Consider the following 20,537-nt stretch of genomic DNA (forward strand, 5'->3'; position numbering starts at 1 on the left):
GACCAAGGGAACCAAGTGACCGAACCAACCGCGCCGCCTGTCGCCGAGAAGCGAGAGCATTCTTACACCCACCATGGGGTCACGATCGCCGATCCCTATCACTGGCTCCGCGACCAGGGTTATCCGACCATCGACGATGAGGATGTGCTCGATCACCTGAAGGCGGAGAACGCGTGGTTCGAAGCGCGCATGGCCCCGCAGAAAGCCCTGGTAGAGGAGCTCTACGAGGAGATGAAGGCCAGGATTAAAGAGGACGATTCCTCCGTCCCGCAACGCCGCGGAGATTTCCTCTACTGGTCCGAGTTCGAACAGGGCACGGAATATCGCAAACACTACCGCAGGCCGCTGGCGGGCGGGGATGCCGTAGTCATCCTCGACGAGAATGCGCTCGCTGATGGCCATGAGTATTTCCGGCTCGGTGCCTTCTCTGTTTCGAAGAACGGCCGCTATCTCGCCTATTCAAGCGATACCAACGGTTCGGAGCGGTACACTGCGCGAATCAAGGACCTCGAGACAGGCGAACTGCTTGCCGACGCAATCCCGGGCATCCGCACCAGCCTGACTTGGGTCGCAGGCGATACGGCAGTCGTCTACGGCGAGGCGAACGAGAACTGGCGCACGCTCAACGCCAAGGTCCATGTCCTCGGCCAGCAGGTCTCCGACGACGTCGAGATCTATCGCGAAGACGACGAGAGTTTCAGCGTCGATACCGGCCTAACCGCGCAGGAAGACTGGCTGGTTATCGCCACCGGCGACAATGAAACCAGCGAGGCTCGGCTCGTTCGCGCCGACAATCCGACGGGCGAGCAGATCCTCATCGCCCCGCGCCTCAAGGGCCGCGAATATGATGTCGATGTGCGGGACGGCACGATCTACGTCCACACGAACGATGACCATGTGAATTTCCGGCTTGCCACCGCTAGCCTCGACAATCCCGGAGAATGGACCACGCTGATCGAAGGATCGGATGAGTTCTACCTCGACGGATTCGAGCTGTTCAAGGATTTCTACGTGACCGAAGGGCGGCTGCGCGGGCTCGACCAGATCCAGCTGCGCAGCTACGCCGATCCCAATCTCGTGAAGCCGATCGCCTTTACCGAGGCGAGTTTCTCGACGGGTCTTTCCAACAATCCCGAATACGACCAGGACAAGCTGCGGCTTGCCTATGAAAGCATGGTCACGCCGGATTCGGTCTATGACTACCATGTCGCGACCGGCGAGCTCGAGCTGCTCAAGCAGCAGGAAATCCCAAGCGGCTATGATGCCGGCCTCTACCAGGTCGAGCGGATCGAAATCGCCGCGCGCGACGGCACCATGGTGCCGGTGTCGATCGTCAGCCGGAAGGATCGCGCGATGGGCGGTCCGCTGCACCTCTATGCCTATGGAGCCTACGGCATTGCCTATCCGCCGGGCTTTTCGACCACGCGGCTGAGCCTTGTCGACCGCGGCTTCGCCTTCGCCATCGCCCATATCCGCGGCGGCGACGACCTCGGGCGCAGCTGGTATCTCCAGGGCAAGCTCAATGAGCGTACCAACACGTTCAATGATTTCGTCGATGTCGCCAAAGGCCTGATTGCCAAGGGCTACACCTCTGAGGGCAAGATCAGCGCAAGCGGCGGTTCTGCCGGCGGCGAGCTGATGGGCGTGGTACTCAACTCCAATCCCGAGCTTTGGGGCGCGGTAGTGGCGCATGTGCCTTTCGTCGACGTGCTCGCCACCATGCTCGACAAGGACCTGCCGCTGACGCCCGGCGAATGGCCCGAATGGGGCAATCCGATCGAGAGCAAGCAGGCCTTCGCCTACATCCTGTCCTATTCGCCCTATGACCAGGTAGTGGCGCAGGACTACCCGCCGCTGCTGGTCACAGCCGGGCTAAACGATCCGCGCGTGACCTATTGGGAGCCGGCGAAATGGGTCGCCAAGCTGCGCGAATTCAAGACCGATGATAACGAGCTGCTGCTGAAGACGAATATGGGCGCTGGCCATGGCGGCAAGTCAGGCCGCTTCGCCTCCATCTACGAGGTGGCCGAGGAATACGCCTTCATCCTGTGGCAAATGGGCGAGGCGAAATGACCGCGCGCTTCGAGCAGACCCTTACCGCCCTGCCCGAGCACATCGACGAGCTCGGGCACGTCAACAACACTGTCTGGGTCCGCTGGATCCAGGACCTTGCAACGGCCCATTGGACCCATGCCGCGCGGCCCGGAGATAGCGCGCGGTTCTTCTGGGTCGTGACCCGGCACGAGATCGATTATCGCGGCAATGTCTCGGTCGGCGAGAGCGTGACCGGCCAGACGTGGATAGAGGGGGAACCGCGCGGTGCGACCTCGATCAGGCGGGTCGATTTTAGCAACGCGGCGGGCAAGGTGATCGTCTCGGCGGCGACGACCTGGGCCATGCTCGACCGTGAGACACAGAGACTGGTACGCGTGCGGCCCGAGGTGCTCGAACCGTTTCGCCGCTGATCAGGCGGCCACGCGCCGGTCGCCTGCGCGGCGATCGGGGAGAGCCTCGACGATCTGCGAACGAGTGCGATTGCGGCCTGCTACCTTGGCTTCGTAGAGCAGCCTGTCGACCTGCGAATACAGCGATGAAAAGCTCAGTCCGGGCTCATCTGCAATTGCAGAGAAATCGACGATGCCCATGCTAGCCGTGACCGGTCGGTGGATTTCGTCGACACCGGCCATGACACGCTGGGTTACCGCCAGGCGGCGTTCCTCTGCCTTCTCGAGAGCATCCTCGCCGCGCAGCAGGAGCAGGAACTCCTCTCCGCCGATCCGGAAAGCGACCAGATCGTTGTCGTCTCCAGGGCTTAGCGCCCATGCCGCGCTGCGCAGCACCAGGTCGCCGACGGGATGCCCATGGATGTCGTTGATCGACTTGAAGCGGTCGATATCCACCACCGCCATCGCGTGGAAACCCTCGCGAACGAGTTCCCCGTAGCGCGCATCGAGCGCCCGGCGATTGCGCAGCCCGGTGAGCTCGTCGTGTTCACTCAAGACTTCGAGATCGCGAGCGATGGTGATTGCCTGATCGCGTTCGCGGCGGATCCGGATGAAACGGTCGGCGACGGCCAGCGCGGTAGCGATCACCTCGAACAGCAGGGCGAAGTTCTGCGCCCAGGTCTCATCGAAGATGAAGGCTTCCGGCAGCGTGTAGACTATGACTGCCTGCAGCAGCACGATGAAGGCCAGCGGAGCGATCCCGAATGCGAGGTAGGGCGCCATCCGGCTGTGCTGCTGGAAGGCCTGCCACAAGATGAAGAAATAGCCCGCGAATATGGAGACCAATATGCTGAAGTAGATGTGGTCGATCCATTCGCCATAAACGTCCATCGCGAATGTCGAGACGATGCCGTTGGCAAGCGTCAGCACCGGCAAAACCAGCAGCCACCTGCGATAACGACGCGGCAGGCGCCCATCTTCGATGAAGTGGTAGGCGAACAGGAATGTCGCCGCGACCATCAGGTCCAGGCTGAGGTAGGTGACATTGAGTTCGGTCTCGTAGTCGAGGACCACCATCATGGGCAGCAAGCCCGACACCGCGGCCGTCTGCACGAAGGCCATGAGGCAAAAAAGCGCATGATACAGCGGAAAGGGCTCACGCAGCGCGCGGAAGAAGCCGATGTCGAAGATTATCGGGGCAAGGAGCAAGCCGCAGAGCAATGCCGCCAGCAAATGGATGTGGCCCGCGACGACCGGGACTTGCGGTTTCTCGGCAAGTCGGGTCGCGACGAATGTCTCCGGGAACCAGCCACCCTCGTGAATGAAGATCACATTGGCGATCGGCGTTCCCGGATTGGGTAGCTCTACCATGGCCTTGAGGCTCGATGCGCCCATCTTGAGATCGCGAAAGCCGTATTCGCGCGACAGGCGGCGGCCGTCCTCGCCCTCCACGATGACTTCGAGCCGTTCGAACTCGTAGCGGTCGAACTCTGCCGCCCGCGGATCGAGGCTGCCGTCCAACGTGTGGCGGATGATGTGCCTCTCCGCTCGCCATTCGAACTCGGCCCCCTCGCATTTCCATGCCGAGGGGTCGGCAAGCGCCTGGTCATAGGAAACGCTCTTGTCGACCGAGATGTGACAGGTCGATCCGGGTGCGAACTTTTCCTGCGCCGAAAGCGGGCCGGGGACGAGCCACAGCATCGCGCAAAGCACGATAGCAAAAACGGCCCGCCAGTCGGCAGGCCGCGAGAAAGTCCCGAACTCCAGTCGCATTGGGGGCGGACATAGCCGAAGCGGACTTAAGGTCCAATTACCCCCGCGGTAAGGCAATGTTAGGCGTATTTACGCGGTCACGACCTCGGCCACGGGCCGGTAGTCATAGCCGAGCTCCTTGGCGACGGCTTCATAGGTCACTTCGCCCTTGTGCACATTGAGGCCTTCAGCGAGGTGCGGGTCGGCCGCGAGCGCCTTCTTCCAGCCAAGGCTGGCGATGCGCAGCGCGTGCGGCAAGGTCACGTTGTTGAGCGCATAGGTGCTGGTACGCGCGACAGCACCGGGCATGTTGGCCACGCAGTAATGCACGATGTCGTCGACGACGTAGGTCGGCTCGGCATGGGTGGTGGGCTTGGAGGTCTCGAAGCATCCGCCCTGGTCGATGGCGACGTCGACAAGGACGGCGCCCTTCTGCATGTCCTTGAGCATTTCGCGCGTCACCAGCTTGGGAGCCGCCGCGCCGGGGATCAGCACTGCACCGATGACGAGGTCCGCACCGCAGACGGCGTCGTACAGGTTCGCCGCATTCGAGAACCTTGTGCTCGCGCGCGATTCGAAATGCGTGCCGACCTTTTCGAGCACGTCCGGATCGCGATCGAGGATGGTGACATCCGCACCGAGTCCCGCCGCCATTTGTGCCGCGTTGAAGCCGACCACGCCGCCGCCGATCACCACGACCTTGCCCGGCATCACGCCCGGCACGCCGCCCAGCAGAACGCCGCGCCCGCCGTGCGCCTTTTCGAGAGCAGTGGCGCCTGCCTGCACGCTCATGCGACCGGCAACCTGGCTCATCGGCTTGAGCAGCGGCAGTTGCCCGCCCGTACCCGTGACGGTCTCGTAGGCGATTGCGGTCACGCCACTTTCGACGAGGTCCTTCGTCTGCTCCGGATCGGGCGCAAGGTGCAGATAGGTATAGAGAATCTGGCCCTCGCGCAGCTTCTTGCGCTCGACCGCCTGCGGTTCCTTGACCTTCACCACCATCTCGCATTCGGCGAAGATCTCGTCGGGCGTGTCGACGATTCTTGCGCCCGCCTCGATATATTGTTCGTCGGTCGCATCGATACCGCAGCCGGCCTGTGTCTCGATCCAGACCTCATTGCCCTGGACGATGAGCTCCTTCGCGCTTTCGGGCGTCAGGCCGACGCGATATTCGTGATTCTTGATTTCCTTGGGGCAACCGATGCGCATGAGGAGGACTCCTTGAACGAACCCCACCCGTTACATCTGCAACCAATCTGCGGCAAGCCTGTGTGCTGGCCTAAAGCGTAATCCAGGACAGTTCGACTTCGTCCCCGCTGAGCGTCTCGGTAGCGGTCGCTTCGATCCCCGCATCTTCGAGGGCTTTGGCGACGGATGATGCTTCCTCTGCGCTCCCGGTCACCATGATCGGCACACCCGTCCGGCGTGCAGCCCAGATCGCGAGTTGCAGGCTGGCCCGGCCGCTATCCGTGGGCTTGCCATCCGCCATCGCGACGCGCGGCAGCTGGAGGAGCGGCGGTCGCAGCTGCGCGGTCCATCCCGGAGTCGAGCGGACCACCCGGCGTTCCAGTTCGCGATAGCCTGCCAGGGTCAGTTGCGGCAGGGGTCTGGCAGTTGCGGCTATCCTGCGCATGTCGCGATCAAGCATGACGTCGCCGCGTTCGACGCCGGCCGCCGTCGCCATCCGATCGACCATCGTCGCGATCTGCCGCTCGGTCGCTGCAGCCTGTTCCGCAGCGCGCGCCTTCGCTAGCTCGGCCTGCTGCGCTGCGCCGGGATCGGTCCCGACCCGCAATTGGTCGAGCGAGACGACGACTTCACGGTCGAGACGATCCTTGAGTCTGCGGCTGACCTCTGCTTCTGCGCCGGTCCTGAACTCGGGGGTGAAGACATTCGCACTGATCTGAACCGGATCGCTTTCCCAGTTGATCGTCGTGCCGCCGATTTCGGCATCGTCGGGAAAGGCGCTTTCCAGCTCGCTCGTGACAATGCGCTGGGCATTTGCCTCGAAGGCGATGGACCTCAGCGTCAGGCCAAGCGGGACCGCCATGGCGACGAAGATCACGAATATGCCGACATTCTGGAACCAGCCCTGGCGCGTCGAAAGACTTGTACGGAAGCCATAGAGGCGCGCCATCAGAGTCGCGGTCAGTGCGATGGTCAGGAAGTTGGTGATGAACAGGCCGAATGCGCCGAAGAACACCGTCCAGTTGAAGGTTGCCAGCCCGAAACCGACCACCGCGAGCGGCGGCATCAGGGCAGTGGCAATCGCCACACCGACGATGGTGCCTTCGCGCCCGCGGATCATCGCGTAGGACCCGGCGATGGAGGAAAACAGTGCCACCATAAGGTCGAGCAGGTTGGGCCGCGTGCGAGCGGCGATTTCCTCGGTGATCGTCTCCAGCGGTGACACCAGCACGATAAAAGCGGAGAAGAGGATGGCGGCCAGACTGCCCAGCGCAAGCGAGCGGGCGCTGATCTTGAGCCATTTCTGCTTGCCAGTCGCAAGCGCAAAACCCACGCCAAGGATCGGGCTCATCAGCGGCGAAAGGAGCATGGCCCCGATCACCACTGCGCCCGAGGACAGGAGCAGGCCGAGGATCGCGATCCCCGCCGACATCATCGTCATGAGCATGTAGCGCGGGGTGGCCGGACATTCGAGCGCGACCTTGGCCACCACCGCCTTGTGATCGACGTTGGACACGACTTCCTTGCGCCACCAGCTGCGCATAGGGGCTATCGAGCGACCTACGGGGGAATAGACCCACCGTGCCACGCGTTCGGGCTGGTCGGCAGCGGTGGAATTCTCGGTCGTCGTCGCGTTCATCGCAGCCCTCTAGATGGGATTTCCGTCCTGGTCGCGGTAAATTTCGCGCCTGCCGACATGGTTGGCTGGGCCGACCAGACCTTCGCTTTCCATCCGCTCGATCCATTTGGCAGCCGTATTGTACCCCACGCCCATCTGGCGCTGGAGCCAGCTTCCGCTCGCCTTCTGGTTCTCGATCACGATCTGGCAGGCCTGACGGTATTTGCGCTCTTCCGGATTGTCCGAGGCGGTGAACTCGTCTTCGAAATTGAAGCCGCCATCCTCAGGCTCTTCTGTCACAGCATCGACATAGTCGGGCTTGCCCTGACCGCGCCAGTGATCGGCCACGCGCTCAACCTCGTCGTCGGCGACGAAGGGTCCATGAACGCGCACCAGTGCGCCGGTGTTTGGCTTGTAGAGCATGTCGCCCCTGCCGAGCAGCTGCTCCGCTCCCTGCTCGCCAAGGATCGTGCGGCTGTCGATGCGGCTCGTGACCTTGAAGCTGATGCGTGTCGGGAGGTTGGCCTTGATGACACCGGTGATGACATCGACCGAGGGCCGCTGCGTCGCCATGATCAGGTGGATGCCGGCAGCGCGGCTCTTTTGGCTGAGGCGCTGGATGAGGACCTCAATCTCCTTGCCCACCGTGACCATCAGGTCGGCCAGCTCGTCGACGATCAGCACGATCAGCGGCAGCGGTTCGTAATCGAGCTGCTCTTCCTCGTAGAGCTCCTCGCCCGTCTCGGGATCAAAGCCGGTCTGCACGCGGCGACCGAGCGGCTTGCCCTTCTCGATCGCCTTGCGGACCTTGTCGTTGAAGCCCGCGATGTTGCGCGAGTTCACCGATGACATCATCCGGTAACGACGCTCCATCTCCTCGACCGCCCATTTGAGCGCGCGGACCGACTTCGCCGGCTCGGTCACCACGGGGCTCAGGAGGTGGGGGATATCGTCATAGGTCTTGAGCTCCAGCACCTTGGGATCGATCAGGATCAGGCGGCACTCGTCCGGCGTGAAGCGATAGAGCAGCGACAGCAGGATAGCATTCAATCCGACCGACTTGCCCGAACCCGTCGTGCCGGCGACGAGCAAATGCGGCATGGCGGCAAGGTCGGCGATGATCGGTTCGCCAGCGATATCCTTGCCGAGGATCATCGGCAGGCTGCCGCGATGATCGACGAAGGCGCTGGAGGTCGCCAGTTCCTTGTAGCTGACCATCTGGCGGTCGGCATTGGGCAGTTCGATCCCGATTACGGTCTTGCCCGGAATGGGGCTGACGCGCGCGCTAATCGCGCTCATGTTGCGGGCGATATCTTCGGCCAGGCCCACCACGCGGCTCGCCTTGATGCCGGGCGCGGGTTCGAGCTCGTACATGGTCACCACCGGGCCGGCGCGGACTGCGGTGATCTCGCCCTTCACGTTGAAATCGTCGAGTACGTTTTCGAGCAGGCGCGCATTCCTTTCGAGCGCGATCTTGTCGAGCTTCACGCCCTTGTGTTCCGGCTGGTCGGCCAGCAGATCGTGGCTTGGCAACTGGTAGTTGGCGAACATGTCGCGCTGCTTGGCCTTGGCCGGCTTCGACTTGGCGGGCGCGGAGACGGGATCGGCGATTTCAGGGGCGCGGCGTGCAGGGCGTGCCTCCGCCTCGTCATCATCCTCATCTTCGGCGACGGCTCGCTTGGCGCGCTTCTGCTTCTTCGGGCCTACCGGGAGCTCGATCCCGGACAATTGTGGGCGCCGCTTGAGCATCTCAGGAAGCGTGAAGAACTCCGCCCAGTCGATCGCGAAGACCTTGGTCACCAGTGCCAAGCCTCCGCCGAGCGAGACCAAGCCAAGAGCACCAATGACCCAACCCGAGAAATCGCCGCCGAAACGCGTCGCGACCGCCTCTATGCCGCCTGCACCGAGCAGTCCGGCGAGGCCGCCCGCCCCTGCCGGGAAGGGGCCGGGGCTACCCTCGAACAACAGGGCGATGACGGTGCCGAGGAGCAGGATTGCGAGCAGCAGGAGCGCGAACGGGCTCCACCATTTGCCGGGTGTTTCCTCTTCATCCGGGTCTTCGACACCAGTCCAAAGGCGGCGCGCCGAAATCCAGAGCAAGGGCAGCAGCAGCAATGCGGGCAGTCCGAAGAGGAAATAGGCGCGTTCTGCCGCCCAGGCCCCGCTAGCCCCCATCCAGTTCGCGATGCTGCTTCCCGATGCCGCGGTCGACGGACTCGGATCGGTCTGCGAATAGCTGGCCAGAGCGAGGGCTAGGAACAGCAGCAGGACAAATAGCAACCCAGCACCCGCCATATGAGTGGCGCGGCGAAGTGAACGGCGAAAAGCCGCCCGCCAATCGGGTTTGGCGCCAGCGCGCGTTGCCATGGAAATTCCCTTCTTCCGTCTTGCCGCCAGTATGAATTCAGCAGGACTCTGCCGTCAAGCGACCTTCGTCGAAGCGAGTCCGTCGATCGCACCCCAGCGCGGCCAGTCGAGCTCGATAGCGCGTTCGCGGGTCATTCCACCCAGCGCGATCACCGGAACCGGCGATTGCTGCGCGAGGACGTGGAACCCGAAAGCGCCGAGCGTCTTTACCTCGGGATGCGAACGGGTCGGGAATACCGGCGACAGGAAGATCCCATCTGCCCCGGCCGCCACGGCGTGCTCGATCTCGTCTCCATCGTGGGCAGTGGCGAGCCAGAACCCGGACTGCGGCCTGCTCCCACCGTAGGACCCGTCTTCGCCCCAGCCCTCGCCCCGCGAGAGGATAACCATGTGCCTTTCTTCCCGCGCGATCGCCGCCAATTCGTCGAACCGCGCGCGGCGCTCGGGGCCGTCCAGATGATAGTGACGAAACACGAAGCCTGATCCTTCTGGCAGGCAGCGCAGGGCTTCCTCCAGCCCGTCATCATTGCGCGCATCGGAAAGCAGCCACAGCAGGGGTAGGGTCTGGCGCGAGGTCACAACTGCGTTATAGCGCGCCGCGATGGAAAAGGCAGATACTCCGCTCGAACAGGTGCGCAGCCAGATTGCGCAGGCGTGCAAGCGCGCACGGCGCGACCCGGGCGAAGTGACTCTGGTGGCGATCAGCAAGAAGCATTCGGCTTCGGCCATCGAGCCACTCTTGCTTCAAGGCCAACGCCATTTCGGCGAGAACCGCGTGCAGGAAGCGGCCGAGAAATGGCCTGCCCTGCGCGAAGCGCATCCGGGCGTGCAGTTGCACCTCGTAGGGCAGTTGCAGTCGAACAAGGCCGAGGATGCAGCTGCGCTGTTCGATGTCATCCATTCGCTCGACCGGCCGAGCCTTGTGAAAGCGCTTGCCAAGGCCTTCGACAAGACCGGCCGCCGCGTGCCCTGCTTCGTGCAGGTCGATGTGGGTGACGAACCGCAGAAGGGCGGCTGCCCGGTGGCGGAACTCCCCGCCCTGCTCGATCAGGCGCGCGATGCCGATATCCCGCTCGCCGGCCTCATGTGCCTGCCCCCGGCAGACATCGAACCGGCACCTTTCTTCGCCTTCCTAGACAAGCTGGCGCGCGACCATGGCCTTGAGGGACGGAGCATGGGCATGAGCGGCGACTTCGAGACCGCGATCATGCTCGGCGCGACCCATGTGCGTGTGGGCACGGCCCTGTTCGGCGAGCGCCCTTCCTGAACGAAAAAGGGGAGCCGTATGGCCCCCCTTCTCCAATTGCACATGGCAGGTTCGATCAGAACTCTGCGCGTACCGTCACACCATAGGTCCGCGGCTCCGCCAAGAAGGCCGAGTACGTCTGCTGCGGAGCGATGAAGGGCGTGTTGAACGCAACCTGCGTGTATTGGGTATCGAACATGTTCTGGACCCAGCCCTCGATTGCGAAACGGTCCGCGATGTTGGTGAGACCGATACGCCCGTTCACGACAACGAAGCCGTCCTGTTCCTTGCCGTAGAGCAGGTCAGAACCGGTGTTGTAGTCGCTGGTCATGCGCGCGTTGATGAAGAACAGGCCCTTCATGCCCGAATCCCCAATGTCGGGGGTGAAGGTGAACGAGCTCGTTGCCACCAGCTCGGGAGCGTTCGACAGATTATCGCCCGGAAGCAGGCGGAGTGCCGGATCGAGCGGATCACCCTGATCGCTCCCCACGAGGTTATCCTCATAGGTGGTGTCCGCATAAGTGATGCCCATCGTCATGTTGACGTTGCGGGTCGGGCTGAGCGTGGCTTCGAATTCGAAACCTTGCGAGATCACACCGGGTGCGACGTCGTCCGGCGCGCAGGCCCCGGTTGTCGCGTCAGTATCACGATCAGCACCACCCAGATTGGCAGAGCAGCCGTTGATGTTCTGGACGAGGAAGACCGAGCCGTTGAAGGTGTTCAGCTGGAAATTGCTGAACTCCTGCCGGAATCCGGCGAGGCTGAAGCCCCACTGACGGGTCGAGTATTTGAGCCCGATTTCATAGGCATCGACCGTTTCCTCGTCGAACTGCAGGTTTGCCGGGTCGAGAGCCGTGACATCCAGCGTCAACGGATTGCTGAGCGCCGAGCGATCCAGGTTGAAGCCACCTGCCTTGTAGCCGCGCGAGTAGGAACCGTAGACGAGGAGATCGTCGACCGGCTTCCAGCTCAGGATCGCCGTACCGGTGAATTCATCCTCGTCGCGTGTATCCGCAAGCGAGACCCCGTCGAGTTCCGAGGTCGAGTTGCCCTGGCAAGACAGCGAAAGGATACCTGCGAAGAAAGGCGACAAGCCGACGATCGGTCCAAGGATCGCCCGGTTGGTCGGGCAGACATCGTTGTCGTTGCTGAAAGTTGCGTCGAACTCCTTGGTTTCGTTGGTGTAGCGAAGGCCAAGCGTCAGATCGAGCGTGTCGGTGATGTGGAAAATGTTATGCGTGAAGATCGCATAATTCTCGCTCGACTGGTTGTAGACATCGCCTGTGCCGCCAAGGTCATTGAGCGTCGCAAGATTGTTGATACCTGCGACGACAGCCGGAGTTGCTGCACCGAAGACTGCACCACTCTGGATCGCACCGAAAGCAGCGGGGCTGAAGCAATTGGATTGCGTGGGGTCCGGAGCTCCGAGGATACCCGCAACAGCGATGGCCAGGCGGCAATTGACGAAAGTTCCGTACTGCGTGCCAAACCGCAGATTGTCGCGCACTTCCAGCTTCTCGTTCGCATAATAGGCGCCGACAAGCCAGTCGAGCCGGTCGTTGAACGCCGAGCCATTGAGGCGGAATTCCTGCGTGAAGGTCTCGAACTCGCGAGCGCCGGCATTGGGCCCGGGCGCGCGATAGAGAATGTCTACGCCGGTGTAGTCCGTGTCGGAGGCCTGGTTGTTCGAGTATTCACGATAGGCCGTGATCGACGTCAGCGTCGCGGCACCGAGGTTCCAGTTTAGCTCGCCCGAAATACCGTAGTCCTCGGTTTCGCCCTCATAGGAACGACCCGCGGTCGGATAAATGTCGCGGTCGAAGGTTGATTGGGTCAGGGCACGGGGGTCGTTACCCATTCCGACCAGAATTGCGGCAATTGGATTTCCGCCCGGACCAAAGTCGGTAAGCGCCGGAGTCCCTGCAGCGGGGTAGGTAAAGCCATCGAAGGTCGGGCCGGAAACACGCGCAAGCGGGGCAAACTCGGGCTGCACGAAGGTCGCCGCGCAGCAGGCTTCGTCCTTCTTCGAATAGTCGCCCACAAGTCGGAAGCTGATGTCCTCATTCGGTTCGAACAGGGCCTGTGCACGGACGAGATAGCGATCGCGATTGTTGATGTCGGTGCCGTTGGTAACATCGTTGTAGAAGCCGTCGCGCTGGAACCACACACCATCGATGCGAGCGGCCACTGTGTCGCTAAGCGGAGCGTTCACGCCGCCTTCGATGCGCAGGGCATCGTAATTGCCATAGGTGAAATCGGCATAGCCGCCGAACTGGAACTCCGGCTCGGCGGTGTAGATCGAGATCATCCCGGCCGACGAGTTGCGCCCACCGAGGGTTCCCTGCGGACCGCGCAGGATCTCGATACGATCGAGCGGGCCGAGTTCGGACAAGGCGTTACCCGAACGCGAGCGATAGACACCGTCAACGAATACGGCGACCGAGCTTTCGAGACCGGGGTTGTCCCCCACGGTGCCAATACCGCGAATACGTGCCGACCCGTTTGCTTCGTTGCCGGTCGATGAAACGAGCAGCGAGGGAGCGACCTGATTGAGCTCGCGAATGTCGCTGGTGCCAGAATTCTCAAGTGTCTCCGCCGTCACAGCCGAGATTGCGACCGGCACATCTGCGAGGTTCTGGGCTCGGCCCTGCGCTGTCACCACGATAACGGGGGTGGTGTCGTCGACATCCGCGTTCTGGACCACGTCGCCTTCTTCCGCGACTTCCTGGGACAAGGCCGCTTGGGGCAACAACGTGAATCCGGCGCCAAGAATGGCAAGCGAGCGCAATGAAAGCGTAGTGGTTCGCATGGGGGGGTCTCTCCTTTGGTACTCTCTCGCAAGATTCAGTGGGCGATTTGCAACCTAAGTGCAACAATCAAACCACGAACGGGTGTCAGGCGTCTTCCAACCGTGCCTGTAATGCATCACCTGCCGCCTCGACGAGGCGCGCTTCGAGGCGATTTTGTCGTTCGCCTTCAAGCAGTTTTCCGCCCGTGAGGTCGGTTACGTAGAATGTGTCAACGGCCCTTTCGCCATAATTTGTGATGTGGGCGGACTGGACGACCAGCCGATCCTCGAACAGCACTCTGGCCAGCCGGTTGAGCAAGGCCGGGCGGTCGCGCGCATTGACTTCGATTACGGTGAACTTGTTCGAAGCCTTGTTGTCGAACAGCACGCGCGGGCTGACATCGAACGCCTTGGAACGGCTGTGCGCCAGAGGGCGCTGGGCCAGCTTGGGCGTGAGGTCGATCCGGTTGGCCAGCGCATCGGCGATGCTCTGCTCGATCCGCCGTAGCTGTGCTTCCTCGCGGAAGGGCGCACCGTGGGGATCCTGCACGAGGAAGTTGTCGAGCGCCCAGCCGGTGCGCGACGTGTGGATGCGGGCGTCGATGATATTGCCCCCGGCAAGGTGGATACCGCCCGCGATACGGTAGAACAGGCCGGGATGGTCGGATGCGATGACCGTCACCAGTGTCGCCCCGCGCGCCTCGTAATATTCGCAGTGGACCGAGAGCTCGTGCTCAAGATCGCGAGCGGCTGCGTAGTGAACGAGATTGAGCGCGATGATGTCGACCGGTTCGGCAATCCAGTAGGCATCGCCGAAGCTCGCGCCGTGCTGATCGACCAGCGCGGCATTGTCGCCCAGTATCTCGGCAACCTGCGCGCGCTTGGCGGCGACCTTCTCCTTACGCCCGTGCCGCATGTGGCCGAGCCGAAGGCGTTCGGACGAGACATCGTAGAGTTCGCCGAGCAGCTGCCCCTTCCAGCTGTTCCAGGTGCCGGGCCCGACGGCGCGGATATCGACGGCGGTGAGGATCGCGAGATGACGCAATCGCTCGAGGCCCTGCACCTGCCCGACGAAATCCTCGATCGTCTTCGGATCGGTGAGGTCGCGCTTCTGTGCCGTGTGGCTCATCAGCAAATGATTGAGCACCAGCCAGGCGACGAGCTCGGTCTCGCTCTCCGTCAGGCCGAACCGAGGGCACAGTTCCTCCGCCACTTCGGCACCCAGCACCGAATGGTCTCCGCCGCGGCCCTTGGCGATATCGTGAAGCAGCGCAGCGACATAGGCGACGCGGCGCGAGCCGACCTTGTGGATCAGCCGCGTGGCGCGCGGGTGATCGGCCTTTAGCTCGCCCTTTTCGATCTTGTTGAGCAGCCCGATCGCGCGGATCGTATGCTCGTCCACCGTATAGTGATGGTACATGTCGAACTGCATCTGCGCGTTGACCTTGCCGAAATCGGGCACGAAACGTCCGAACACCCCGGCCTCGTTCATCCAGCGCAGGACGGTTTCCGGATCGTTGCGGCCGCAGAGCAGGTCGAGGAACAATCCATTGGCGCGCGGATCCTCGCGCACATCATGGTCGATCAGCTTGGCATCGCGCGCCGCCTGGCGCATGGTTTCGGGGTGGATCTCGAGACCCTCGCTCTCGGCGATCTGGAAGATCTCGATCAGCCGGACGGGGTCCTTGGCGAACCAGTCTTCAGCCGGGGCGGCTATCCTTCCGCCGAACACGCGGTACCCCTTGACCGTGCGCGGACGCGGGCGGAAGCCGGCGAAGAAACCGCTGCGCGCCGCGTTCCGGGCGAGATCATCCTCGATATGGGCAAGGAACACGCCGGTAAGGCTGCCAACCCGTTTCGCCTGCAGGAAATAGAACTGCATGAACCGCTCGACCGCGCTCTTGCCCGGCCGGTCGGCGAAATTCATGCGGTCCGCCACCTGGCGCTGCAAGTCGAAGGTGAGGCGGTCCTCGGCGCGCCCCGTCACCGTGTGCATGTGGCAGCGCACGGCAAGGAGGAAGCGTTCGGCACGGCGAAAGCTGCGATACTCGGCCTGCGTCATCAGGCCTGTATCAACCAGCTCTGCTGCATTGGTGACGCGGTGGATGAACTTGCCGATCCAGTAGAGCGTTTGCAGGTCGCGAAGCCCGCCCTTGCCGTCCTTGACATTGGGTTCGACCACGTAGCGGCTGTCGCCCATGCGCTTGTGGCGGTTGTTGCGTTCTTCCAGCTTCTGCGAGAGGAATGCGCGCTCGTTGCCGCTGACAACCTCTCGCGTGTAGCGCCTTCCGCCTTCTTCGTAGAGATCGCGGTCGCCCCAGACGTAGCGCCCTTCCAGCAGGGCGGTGCGAATGGTGAGGTCCTCCTTCGCCAGCCGGATGGCCTCGTCGATCGTGCGAGTGGAATGTCCGACCTTCAGGCCAAGGTCCCACAGCAGGTAGAGCATGGCTTCGACCACCTGCTCACACCATGCGTTGCGACGTTCGCCCACCAGGAATGCCACATCGACATCCGAATGCGGCGCCATCTCGCTGCGCCCGTATCCACCCACGGCCATGATCGCGAGACGTTCGCCCCTGCTGCGATTGGGCGCAGGATAGGTGTGCTGCGTTACGTACTCATGGATGACGCGGATGAGCTGGTCGATCAGGAAGGAATAGCCGCCGGCGATGGCATGGCCCGCCGACGGGCGCGCTTCGAGGCGCCGCTCCATCTCGGCCCGCCCGGCCTCAAGGGCCGACTTGAGCGCGTCGACCACGCTCTTACGCGAGTTGCTGCCGTGCTTTTCGACCAGCGCTTCGATCTCGGAGGCGAGCTTGCGCCGGTCGATGATCGCGCGCTGGTCGGGGATCGCGGTGTTGCTCAAGCTTACGCGTAATCCTTAGCGTAGGTCGCCTTGACGGTACGCTTGTCGACCTTTTGCGTGCCAAGGCGCGGCAGCTGGTCCGTTGCGCGCCACATGATGCCCGGGATCTTGAAGGCAGCGATATGCTCGCGCAGGAATGCCTGCAGTTCTTCCGGCGAGATATCCTGACCCTCATGTGTCAGGTAGACGGCGGCAGGCACTTCGCCGAAACGCTCGTCGGGAAGGCCGAATACGCTGCACTCGGCAATCGCGTCATGTGCATAGATCGCCTCTTCCACCTCGATGCAGGAGATGTTCTCGCCACCCCGGATGATGATGTCCTTCTTGCGGTCGACTATGAAGAGATAATCGTCCTCGTCGAGATAGCCGAGATCGCCCGTGCGGAAGTAGGCATCGTCGGTATAGGCCGCTTTCGTGGCTTCCTCGTTCTTCCAGTAGCCGAGGAAATTGGCCGCCGAACGGATGCACACTTCGCCCACCTGGCCCTGCGCCAATTTCTTGCCGTCATCGTCGAGGATCGCAAGATCGACGAGGGGTTTCGACGGCATGCCGGTCGACCCGGGCTTGGCCATATAGTTTTCGTTGAGATTGCCGCAGCCAACCGCATTGGTCTCGGTCAGTCCGTAACCGAGCAGCGGGAATCCTTCCGGGAAAGCGTCCTTGATCTTCTTCACATGTTCGGGTGGGCGCGCCGAGCCGCCGGCGGCAAAGCTCTTGCACTGGGAGATATCGAACTGGTCGCGTTCGGGGTGCGTCGCCATCTCGTAGCTCATCAGCGGCACACCGACGAAGTAGGTGATCTTTTCTTCGTCGAGCAGGCGCAGCGCCTCGCGCGCATCCCACTTCGGCATCAGCACCAGCTTGCGGCCCAAGGCGAAGCTCTGGAGAAAAAGGGGCACTTCGCCGGTCACGTGGAACAGCGGGACCGCCACCAGCGCGGAAGGCTGGACGGTCGGCGCTTCGCCGCGTTCGGTCAGGATCTGCAGGATCATGGCAGTCTGGGCGACGTAGTTCATCACACCCGAAACAACGCCGAGATGGTCCGAATAGGCGCCCTTGGGATGGCCGGTCGATCCCGATGTATAGAGAATGGTCGCCAGGTCATGCGGACCCAATTCGCCGATCATCTTCATCGCAGTATCGCCGGCTGCCCAGATCGGAGCGAGGCCTTCCTCAGGCGTGCCGTGGTCGAACACGACGATCTTCGCGCTGATATCGTGACCCTCCATGCGGGCGGCGCGCTGTTCGTCGGCGAGCACCAGCGAACATTCGCAAAGATCGATGCCGTAAGCCATTTCTTCGCCGGTCCACCAGCCGTTGAGCAACGTGGCGCATCCACCCGCCATCAGCGTGCCCATATAGGCGATGATCCAGTTCGCGGAGTTTCTCGCGGCAATGCCGACCCGGTCGCCCTTCCCCACGCCATGCCGGCTTGCCAGGCCATGCGCGACATGCGTCGCCGCAGCATATACCTCACCGAAGGTCAGGCGTAGGTCGCCATCGACCAGGAATAGCTCGTCCTTCTTCTCGTTGGCGAAATGCGCGAAGTAATGCGCAAGGCTCGGGGGCGCATTCTTGAAGACGGGCATCTGCACACCGCGGCGTTCGATGGGGGTGGTTTCGAACATCTGGCCCGGTGCCGTCACGGCGGCGGTGAAACGATGAATATCCTTGTCGAGTTCGGTCGGCATGGTGGTGTAAGGTCCTCTCCGGTTGCGAGCGCGGGCATATCCGCATCTCCCCGGCAAAAGCCGGAGAAGGTGCGAGACAGGCTTTCCCCAAAAGGCCTGCTATGCCAAAAGCCGCATCCGAAACTGGTCGCGCATGTCGGCCTTCGAGACTTTCTCTAAGGGGATTAGACCTTGCTGTCACTACTGGCTGCGAGCGCAGTTGCTTCCGAACCGATCCAATGGGCCGAACTCGGCCTGAGGCCGTACCTGTTCGAGCTCGGCAGCTTCCAGCTGCGCTACTATTCGCTCGCCTATCTCTTCGGCATCCTGTTTGCCTATTGGCACCTGTCGAGGATGATCAAGTCGCCCGGCTCGCCGCTGGCGCAGCGCCATGCCGACGACCTGTTCTTCTATTGCACGCTCGGCGTTATCCTCGGCGGCAGGCTCGGCTATGCGGCCTTCTACCAGCCCGAGCTGTTCGGCGGGGTCGAATTGTTCCAGCTGTGGAATGGCGGAATGAGCTTTCACGGCGGGGTGATCGGCGTGCTGGTCGCGATCAGCTGGGTCGCCTGGCGCGGCTCGCTCAACTGGCTGCGGGTGTGTGACTACATCGCCGTCAACGTCCCCATCGGCTACATGCTCGGCCGGATCGCGAACTTCATCAATGGCGAGCTTTTTGGCCGGCCCGTCGAAAGCGATGTACTCTGGGCGATGGTCTTCCCCGGCGGCGGTGATGTCGCGCGCCATCCCAGCCAGCTCTACCAGGCCGGGCTCGAAGGCCTGCTTCTCGGCCTGATCCTCATCGCTCTCTTCTGGAAAACGCGTGCACGCTACCGCCCGGGCCTGCTCGTCGGCCTGTTCACCGTCGGCATGGGCGTGGGGCGCTTCGTGAACGAGTTCTTCCGCGAACCCGATGCCCACCTGGCGCATCGCGTGGTCGAAACCGGCCTCAGCCAGGGGCAATGGCTGTCGCTACCGATGATCGGGATAGGGATCGCGGTAATGGTCTATGCGCTCGTTCGTCCTCCGGTCGGCGGCGCAAAGGCATCGGGCAAGCCGCAGCCCGCATGAGCGGCGCGAACCACACCGACCTCGCCAGCACTTTCCGCCGACTGATCGAACGCCACGGGCCAATGCCCGTGTCGCGTTACATGGGCGAGAGCAACGCGCGCTATTACGCGAGCCGCGATCCACTCGGCGCGGGCGGCGACTTCACGACGGCACCAGAGATCAGCCAGATGTTCGGCGAGATGGTCGGCCTTTGGCTTGCCGACCTGTGGAGCCGCTCGGGCCGCCCCGATGCCGCCTATGTCGAGCTTGGCCCGGGGCGCGGGACGCTAGCGAGCGACGCCCTGCGCGCGATGACTAGCCAGGGCCTGCGCCCGCCGGTGCATCTGGTGGAAGGCTCCTCTGCGCTGCGAGAGGTTCAGTCGGGTGCGCTTTCCGGAGCGCAGTTCCACGACACGATAGACAGCTTGCCGGAGGATCATCCGCTCTACATCGTCGCCAATGAATTCCTCGACGCGCTGCCCATTCGCCAGCTGGTGATGACCGAGAAGGGCTGGCGCGAACGCATGATCGCGCTCGATGGCGAGCAATTCGTCTTCACCGCCGGACCGAACCCGATGGATGAAGCGGTGCCCGCAGAACGCCGCGCGCAGCCGGTCGGCACGGTGATCGAGACTTGCCCTGCGGCGGCCGCGACGATCGAGGCGATTGCCCGTCGGATCGACGTACAAGGGGGCTCAGCCCTATTCATCGATTATGGGTATCTTCAACCGCAGAACGGCGAAACGCTGCAAGCGGTAAGGACCCACCAGAAGGTCGGCGTATTCGATGCGCCGGGAGAGATGGACCTGACCGCGCTGGTCGATTTCGCGACGCTCGCCGACATCGCAGCGAAGGAGGGGCTGGCCGTCGAGACCGCGACCCAGGGGGCGTGGCTTGAAGCCATGGGCATGGGCTTGCGTGCCCAGGCCCTGAGCCAGCGCAGCCCCGAACGGGCGCAGGAGATCGCAGCGGCGCATGCGCGGCTGACGGGAACCGATGGCATGGGTGAGCTCTTCAAGGTCATGGCAATCACGCCTCGTGGAGGCGTGCGCGGTGCGGGCTTCGGCTGAGGTTCATCCCTCGTCCGTCATCACCGCTGTAACCCGCAAGGATCGCGGGACGAAGGAGAGAACATGATTGGTCGCTTCATTCCGCTCGCTGCCCTGTTCCTTGCTGCGCCGCTTGCCGCAGCCCAGCCGGTCGACGGCAAGTGGATTACGGCAGAGCGCGACGCCGTCATTACTGTCGGCGATTGCGGCAGCACGAAATGCGGGCGGATATTGCGCTTCCTCGTCCCGCCGCCGCAAGGTGCGGACCAGCGCGACGTCAACAATCGCGACCCCGCCAAGCGCAGCCGCAAGCTCCTGGGCATGCCGGTCCTCTCCGGCTTCCGGGAAGAAGACGATCTGTGGCGCGGGCAGATTTACGATCCCAAGAGCGGCAAGACCTATCGCTCGGTCATTCGCCGCATCAATGCGACGACGCTCGAAGTGAAGGGATGCATCGGCCCCTTCTGCCAGACGCAGATCTGGAAACGGGCGAGCTAGC

General features: G+C 62.9%; 14 protein-coding genes. 6 read left to right on the forward strand and 8 right to left on the reverse strand.

Annotated features, from left to right (window positions below; all coding sequences use genetic code 11):
- The first annotated feature begins 15 nt into the window (after positions 1-15).
- Together K3146_RS10000 and K3146_RS10005 are read left to right on the forward strand one after the other, a co-directional pair.
- Positions 16-2,073 (forward strand): S9 family peptidase, encoded by a 2,058-nt coding sequence (locus K3146_RS10000; RefSeq protein ID WP_345724188.1) that lies wholly within the window; start codon positions 16-18, stop codon positions 2,071-2,073.
- On the forward strand, positions 2,070-2,465 hold the full coding sequence (locus K3146_RS10005; protein WP_221546145.1) for an acyl-CoA thioesterase: 396 nt from the start codon (positions 2,070-2,072) through the stop codon (positions 2,463-2,465). The genes K3146_RS10000 and K3146_RS10005 overlap by 4 nt, the downstream gene beginning before the upstream one ends.
- Here the strand turns inward: K3146_RS10005 and K3146_RS10010 are convergent, their stop codons facing one another.
- The 5 genes from K3146_RS10010 to K3146_RS10030 form a co-directional block, all read right to left on the reverse strand.
- Positions 2,466-4,217 (reverse strand): GGDEF domain-containing protein, encoded by a 1,752-nt coding sequence (locus K3146_RS10010; RefSeq protein WP_221546146.1) that lies wholly within the window; start codon positions 4,215-4,217, stop codon positions 2,466-2,468. It lies immediately after the preceding gene.
- Positions 4,218-4,286: 69 nt separating this feature from the next.
- Positions 4,287-5,405 (reverse strand): alanine dehydrogenase, encoded by a 1,119-nt coding sequence (gene ald, locus K3146_RS10015; protein WP_221546147.1) that lies wholly within the window; start codon positions 5,403-5,405, stop codon positions 4,287-4,289.
- A 70-nt stretch (positions 5,406-5,475) separates the two neighbouring features.
- Positions 5,476-7,023, reverse strand: a complete 1,548-nt coding sequence (locus K3146_RS10020; protein ID WP_221546148.1) for a DUF389 domain-containing protein — start codon at positions 7,021-7,023, stop codon at positions 5,476-5,478.
- 9 nt (positions 7,024-7,032) lie between these two features.
- Positions 7,033-9,369 carry a DNA translocase FtsK gene (locus tag K3146_RS10025; RefSeq protein ID WP_221546149.1) on the reverse strand — a complete coding sequence of 779 codons (2,337 nt, stop codon included), beginning with the start codon at positions 9,367-9,369 and terminating at the stop codon, positions 7,033-7,035.
- A 54-nt stretch (positions 9,370-9,423) separates the two neighbouring features.
- Positions 9,424-9,948: a thiamine phosphate synthase gene (locus K3146_RS10030; protein WP_345724190.1), complete on the reverse strand. Its 525-nt coding sequence runs from the start codon at positions 9,946-9,948 to the stop codon at positions 9,424-9,426.
- A gap of 22 nt (positions 9,949-9,970) precedes the next feature.
- On the opposite strand from K3146_RS10030, the gene K3146_RS10035 reads away from it, so the two are divergent.
- Entirely contained in the window at positions 9,971-10,636 is a 666-nt protein-coding gene (locus tag K3146_RS10035; RefSeq protein ID WP_221546150.1) for a YggS family pyridoxal phosphate-dependent enzyme, read from the forward strand.
- A 55-nt stretch (positions 10,637-10,691) separates the two neighbouring features.
- Here the strand turns inward: K3146_RS10035 and K3146_RS10040 are convergent, their stop codons facing one another.
- The 3 genes from K3146_RS10040 to K3146_RS10050 form a co-directional block, all read right to left on the reverse strand.
- Positions 10,692-13,424, reverse strand: a complete 2,733-nt coding sequence (locus tag K3146_RS10040) for a TonB-dependent receptor (RefSeq protein WP_221546151.1) — start codon at positions 13,422-13,424, stop codon at positions 10,692-10,694.
- 85 nt (positions 13,425-13,509) lie between these two features.
- Complete coding sequence (locus tag K3146_RS10045) at positions 13,510-16,269, reverse strand: [protein-PII] uridylyltransferase (RefSeq protein WP_221546152.1); 2,760 nt, start codon at positions 16,267-16,269, stop codon at positions 13,510-13,512.
- 2 nt (positions 16,270-16,271) lie between these two features.
- Positions 16,272-17,960 (reverse strand): class I adenylate-forming enzyme family protein, encoded by a 1,689-nt coding sequence (locus K3146_RS10050; protein ID WP_221546153.1) that lies wholly within the window; start codon positions 17,958-17,960, stop codon positions 16,272-16,274.
- A gap of 171 nt (positions 17,961-18,131) precedes the next feature.
- Between K3146_RS10050 and lgt the strand changes: the two genes are divergently transcribed.
- The 3 genes from lgt to K3146_RS10065 all read left to right on the forward strand — a co-directional run bounded on the left by lgt (position 18,132) and on the right by K3146_RS10065 (position 20,536).
- Positions 18,132-19,010: a prolipoprotein diacylglyceryl transferase gene (gene lgt, locus K3146_RS10055; protein ID WP_221546154.1), complete on the forward strand. Its 879-nt coding sequence runs from the start codon at positions 18,132-18,134 to the stop codon at positions 19,008-19,010.
- A complete protein-coding gene (locus K3146_RS10060) occupies positions 19,007-20,059 on the forward strand; it encodes a class I SAM-dependent methyltransferase (RefSeq protein WP_221546155.1) in 1,053 nt (350 codons plus the stop codon). The genes lgt and K3146_RS10060 overlap by 4 nt, the downstream gene beginning before the upstream one ends.
- A 63-nt stretch (positions 20,060-20,122) precedes the next feature.
- The gene (locus tag K3146_RS10065) at positions 20,123-20,536 is read left to right on the forward strand and encodes a DUF2147 domain-containing protein (protein ID WP_221546156.1); all 414 of its coding nucleotides are present in this window, start codon (positions 20,123-20,125) and stop codon (positions 20,534-20,536) included.
- The last annotated feature ends 1 nt before the right edge of the window (position 20,537 follow it).

The sequence above is a fragment of the Qipengyuania vesicularis genome, from assembly GCF_019711415.1.
GTDB lineage: Bacteria > Pseudomonadota > Alphaproteobacteria > Sphingomonadales > Sphingomonadaceae > Qipengyuania > Qipengyuania vesicularis.

Coding starts and splice junctions, on each gene's coding strand:
- K3146_RS10005 (WP_221546145.1), top strand. CDS start 2,070: ATGACCGCGCGCTTCGAGCAGACCCTTACCGCCCTGCCCGAGCACATC.
- K3146_RS10010 (WP_221546146.1), bottom strand. CDS start 4,217: ATGCGACTGGAGTTCGGGACTTTCTCGCGGCCTGCCGACTGGCGGGCC.
- ald (WP_221546147.1), bottom strand. CDS start 5,405: ATGCGCATCGGTTGCCCCAAGGAAATCAAGAATCACGAATATCGCGTC.
- K3146_RS10020 (WP_221546148.1), bottom strand. CDS start 7,023: ATGAACGCGACGACGACCGAGAATTCCACCGCTGCCGACCAGCCCGAA.
- K3146_RS10025 (WP_221546149.1), bottom strand. CDS start 9,369: ATGGCAACGCGCGCTGGCGCCAAACCCGATTGGCGGGCGGCTTTTCGC.
- K3146_RS10035 (WP_221546150.1), top strand. CDS start 9,971: ATGGAAAAGGCAGATACTCCGCTCGAACAGGTGCGCAGCCAGATTGCG.
- K3146_RS10040 (WP_221546151.1), bottom strand. CDS start 13,424: ATGCGAACCACTACGCTTTCATTGCGCTCGCTTGCCATTCTTGGCGCC.
- K3146_RS10050 (WP_221546153.1), bottom strand. CDS start 17,960: ATGCCGACCGAACTCGACAAGGATATTCATCGTTTCACCGCCGCCGTG.
- K3146_RS10060 (WP_221546155.1), top strand. CDS start 19,007: ATGAGCGGCGCGAACCACACCGACCTCGCCAGCACTTTCCGCCGACTG.
- K3146_RS10065 (WP_221546156.1), top strand. CDS start 20,123: ATGATTGGTCGCTTCATTCCGCTCGCTGCCCTGTTCCTTGCTGCGCCG.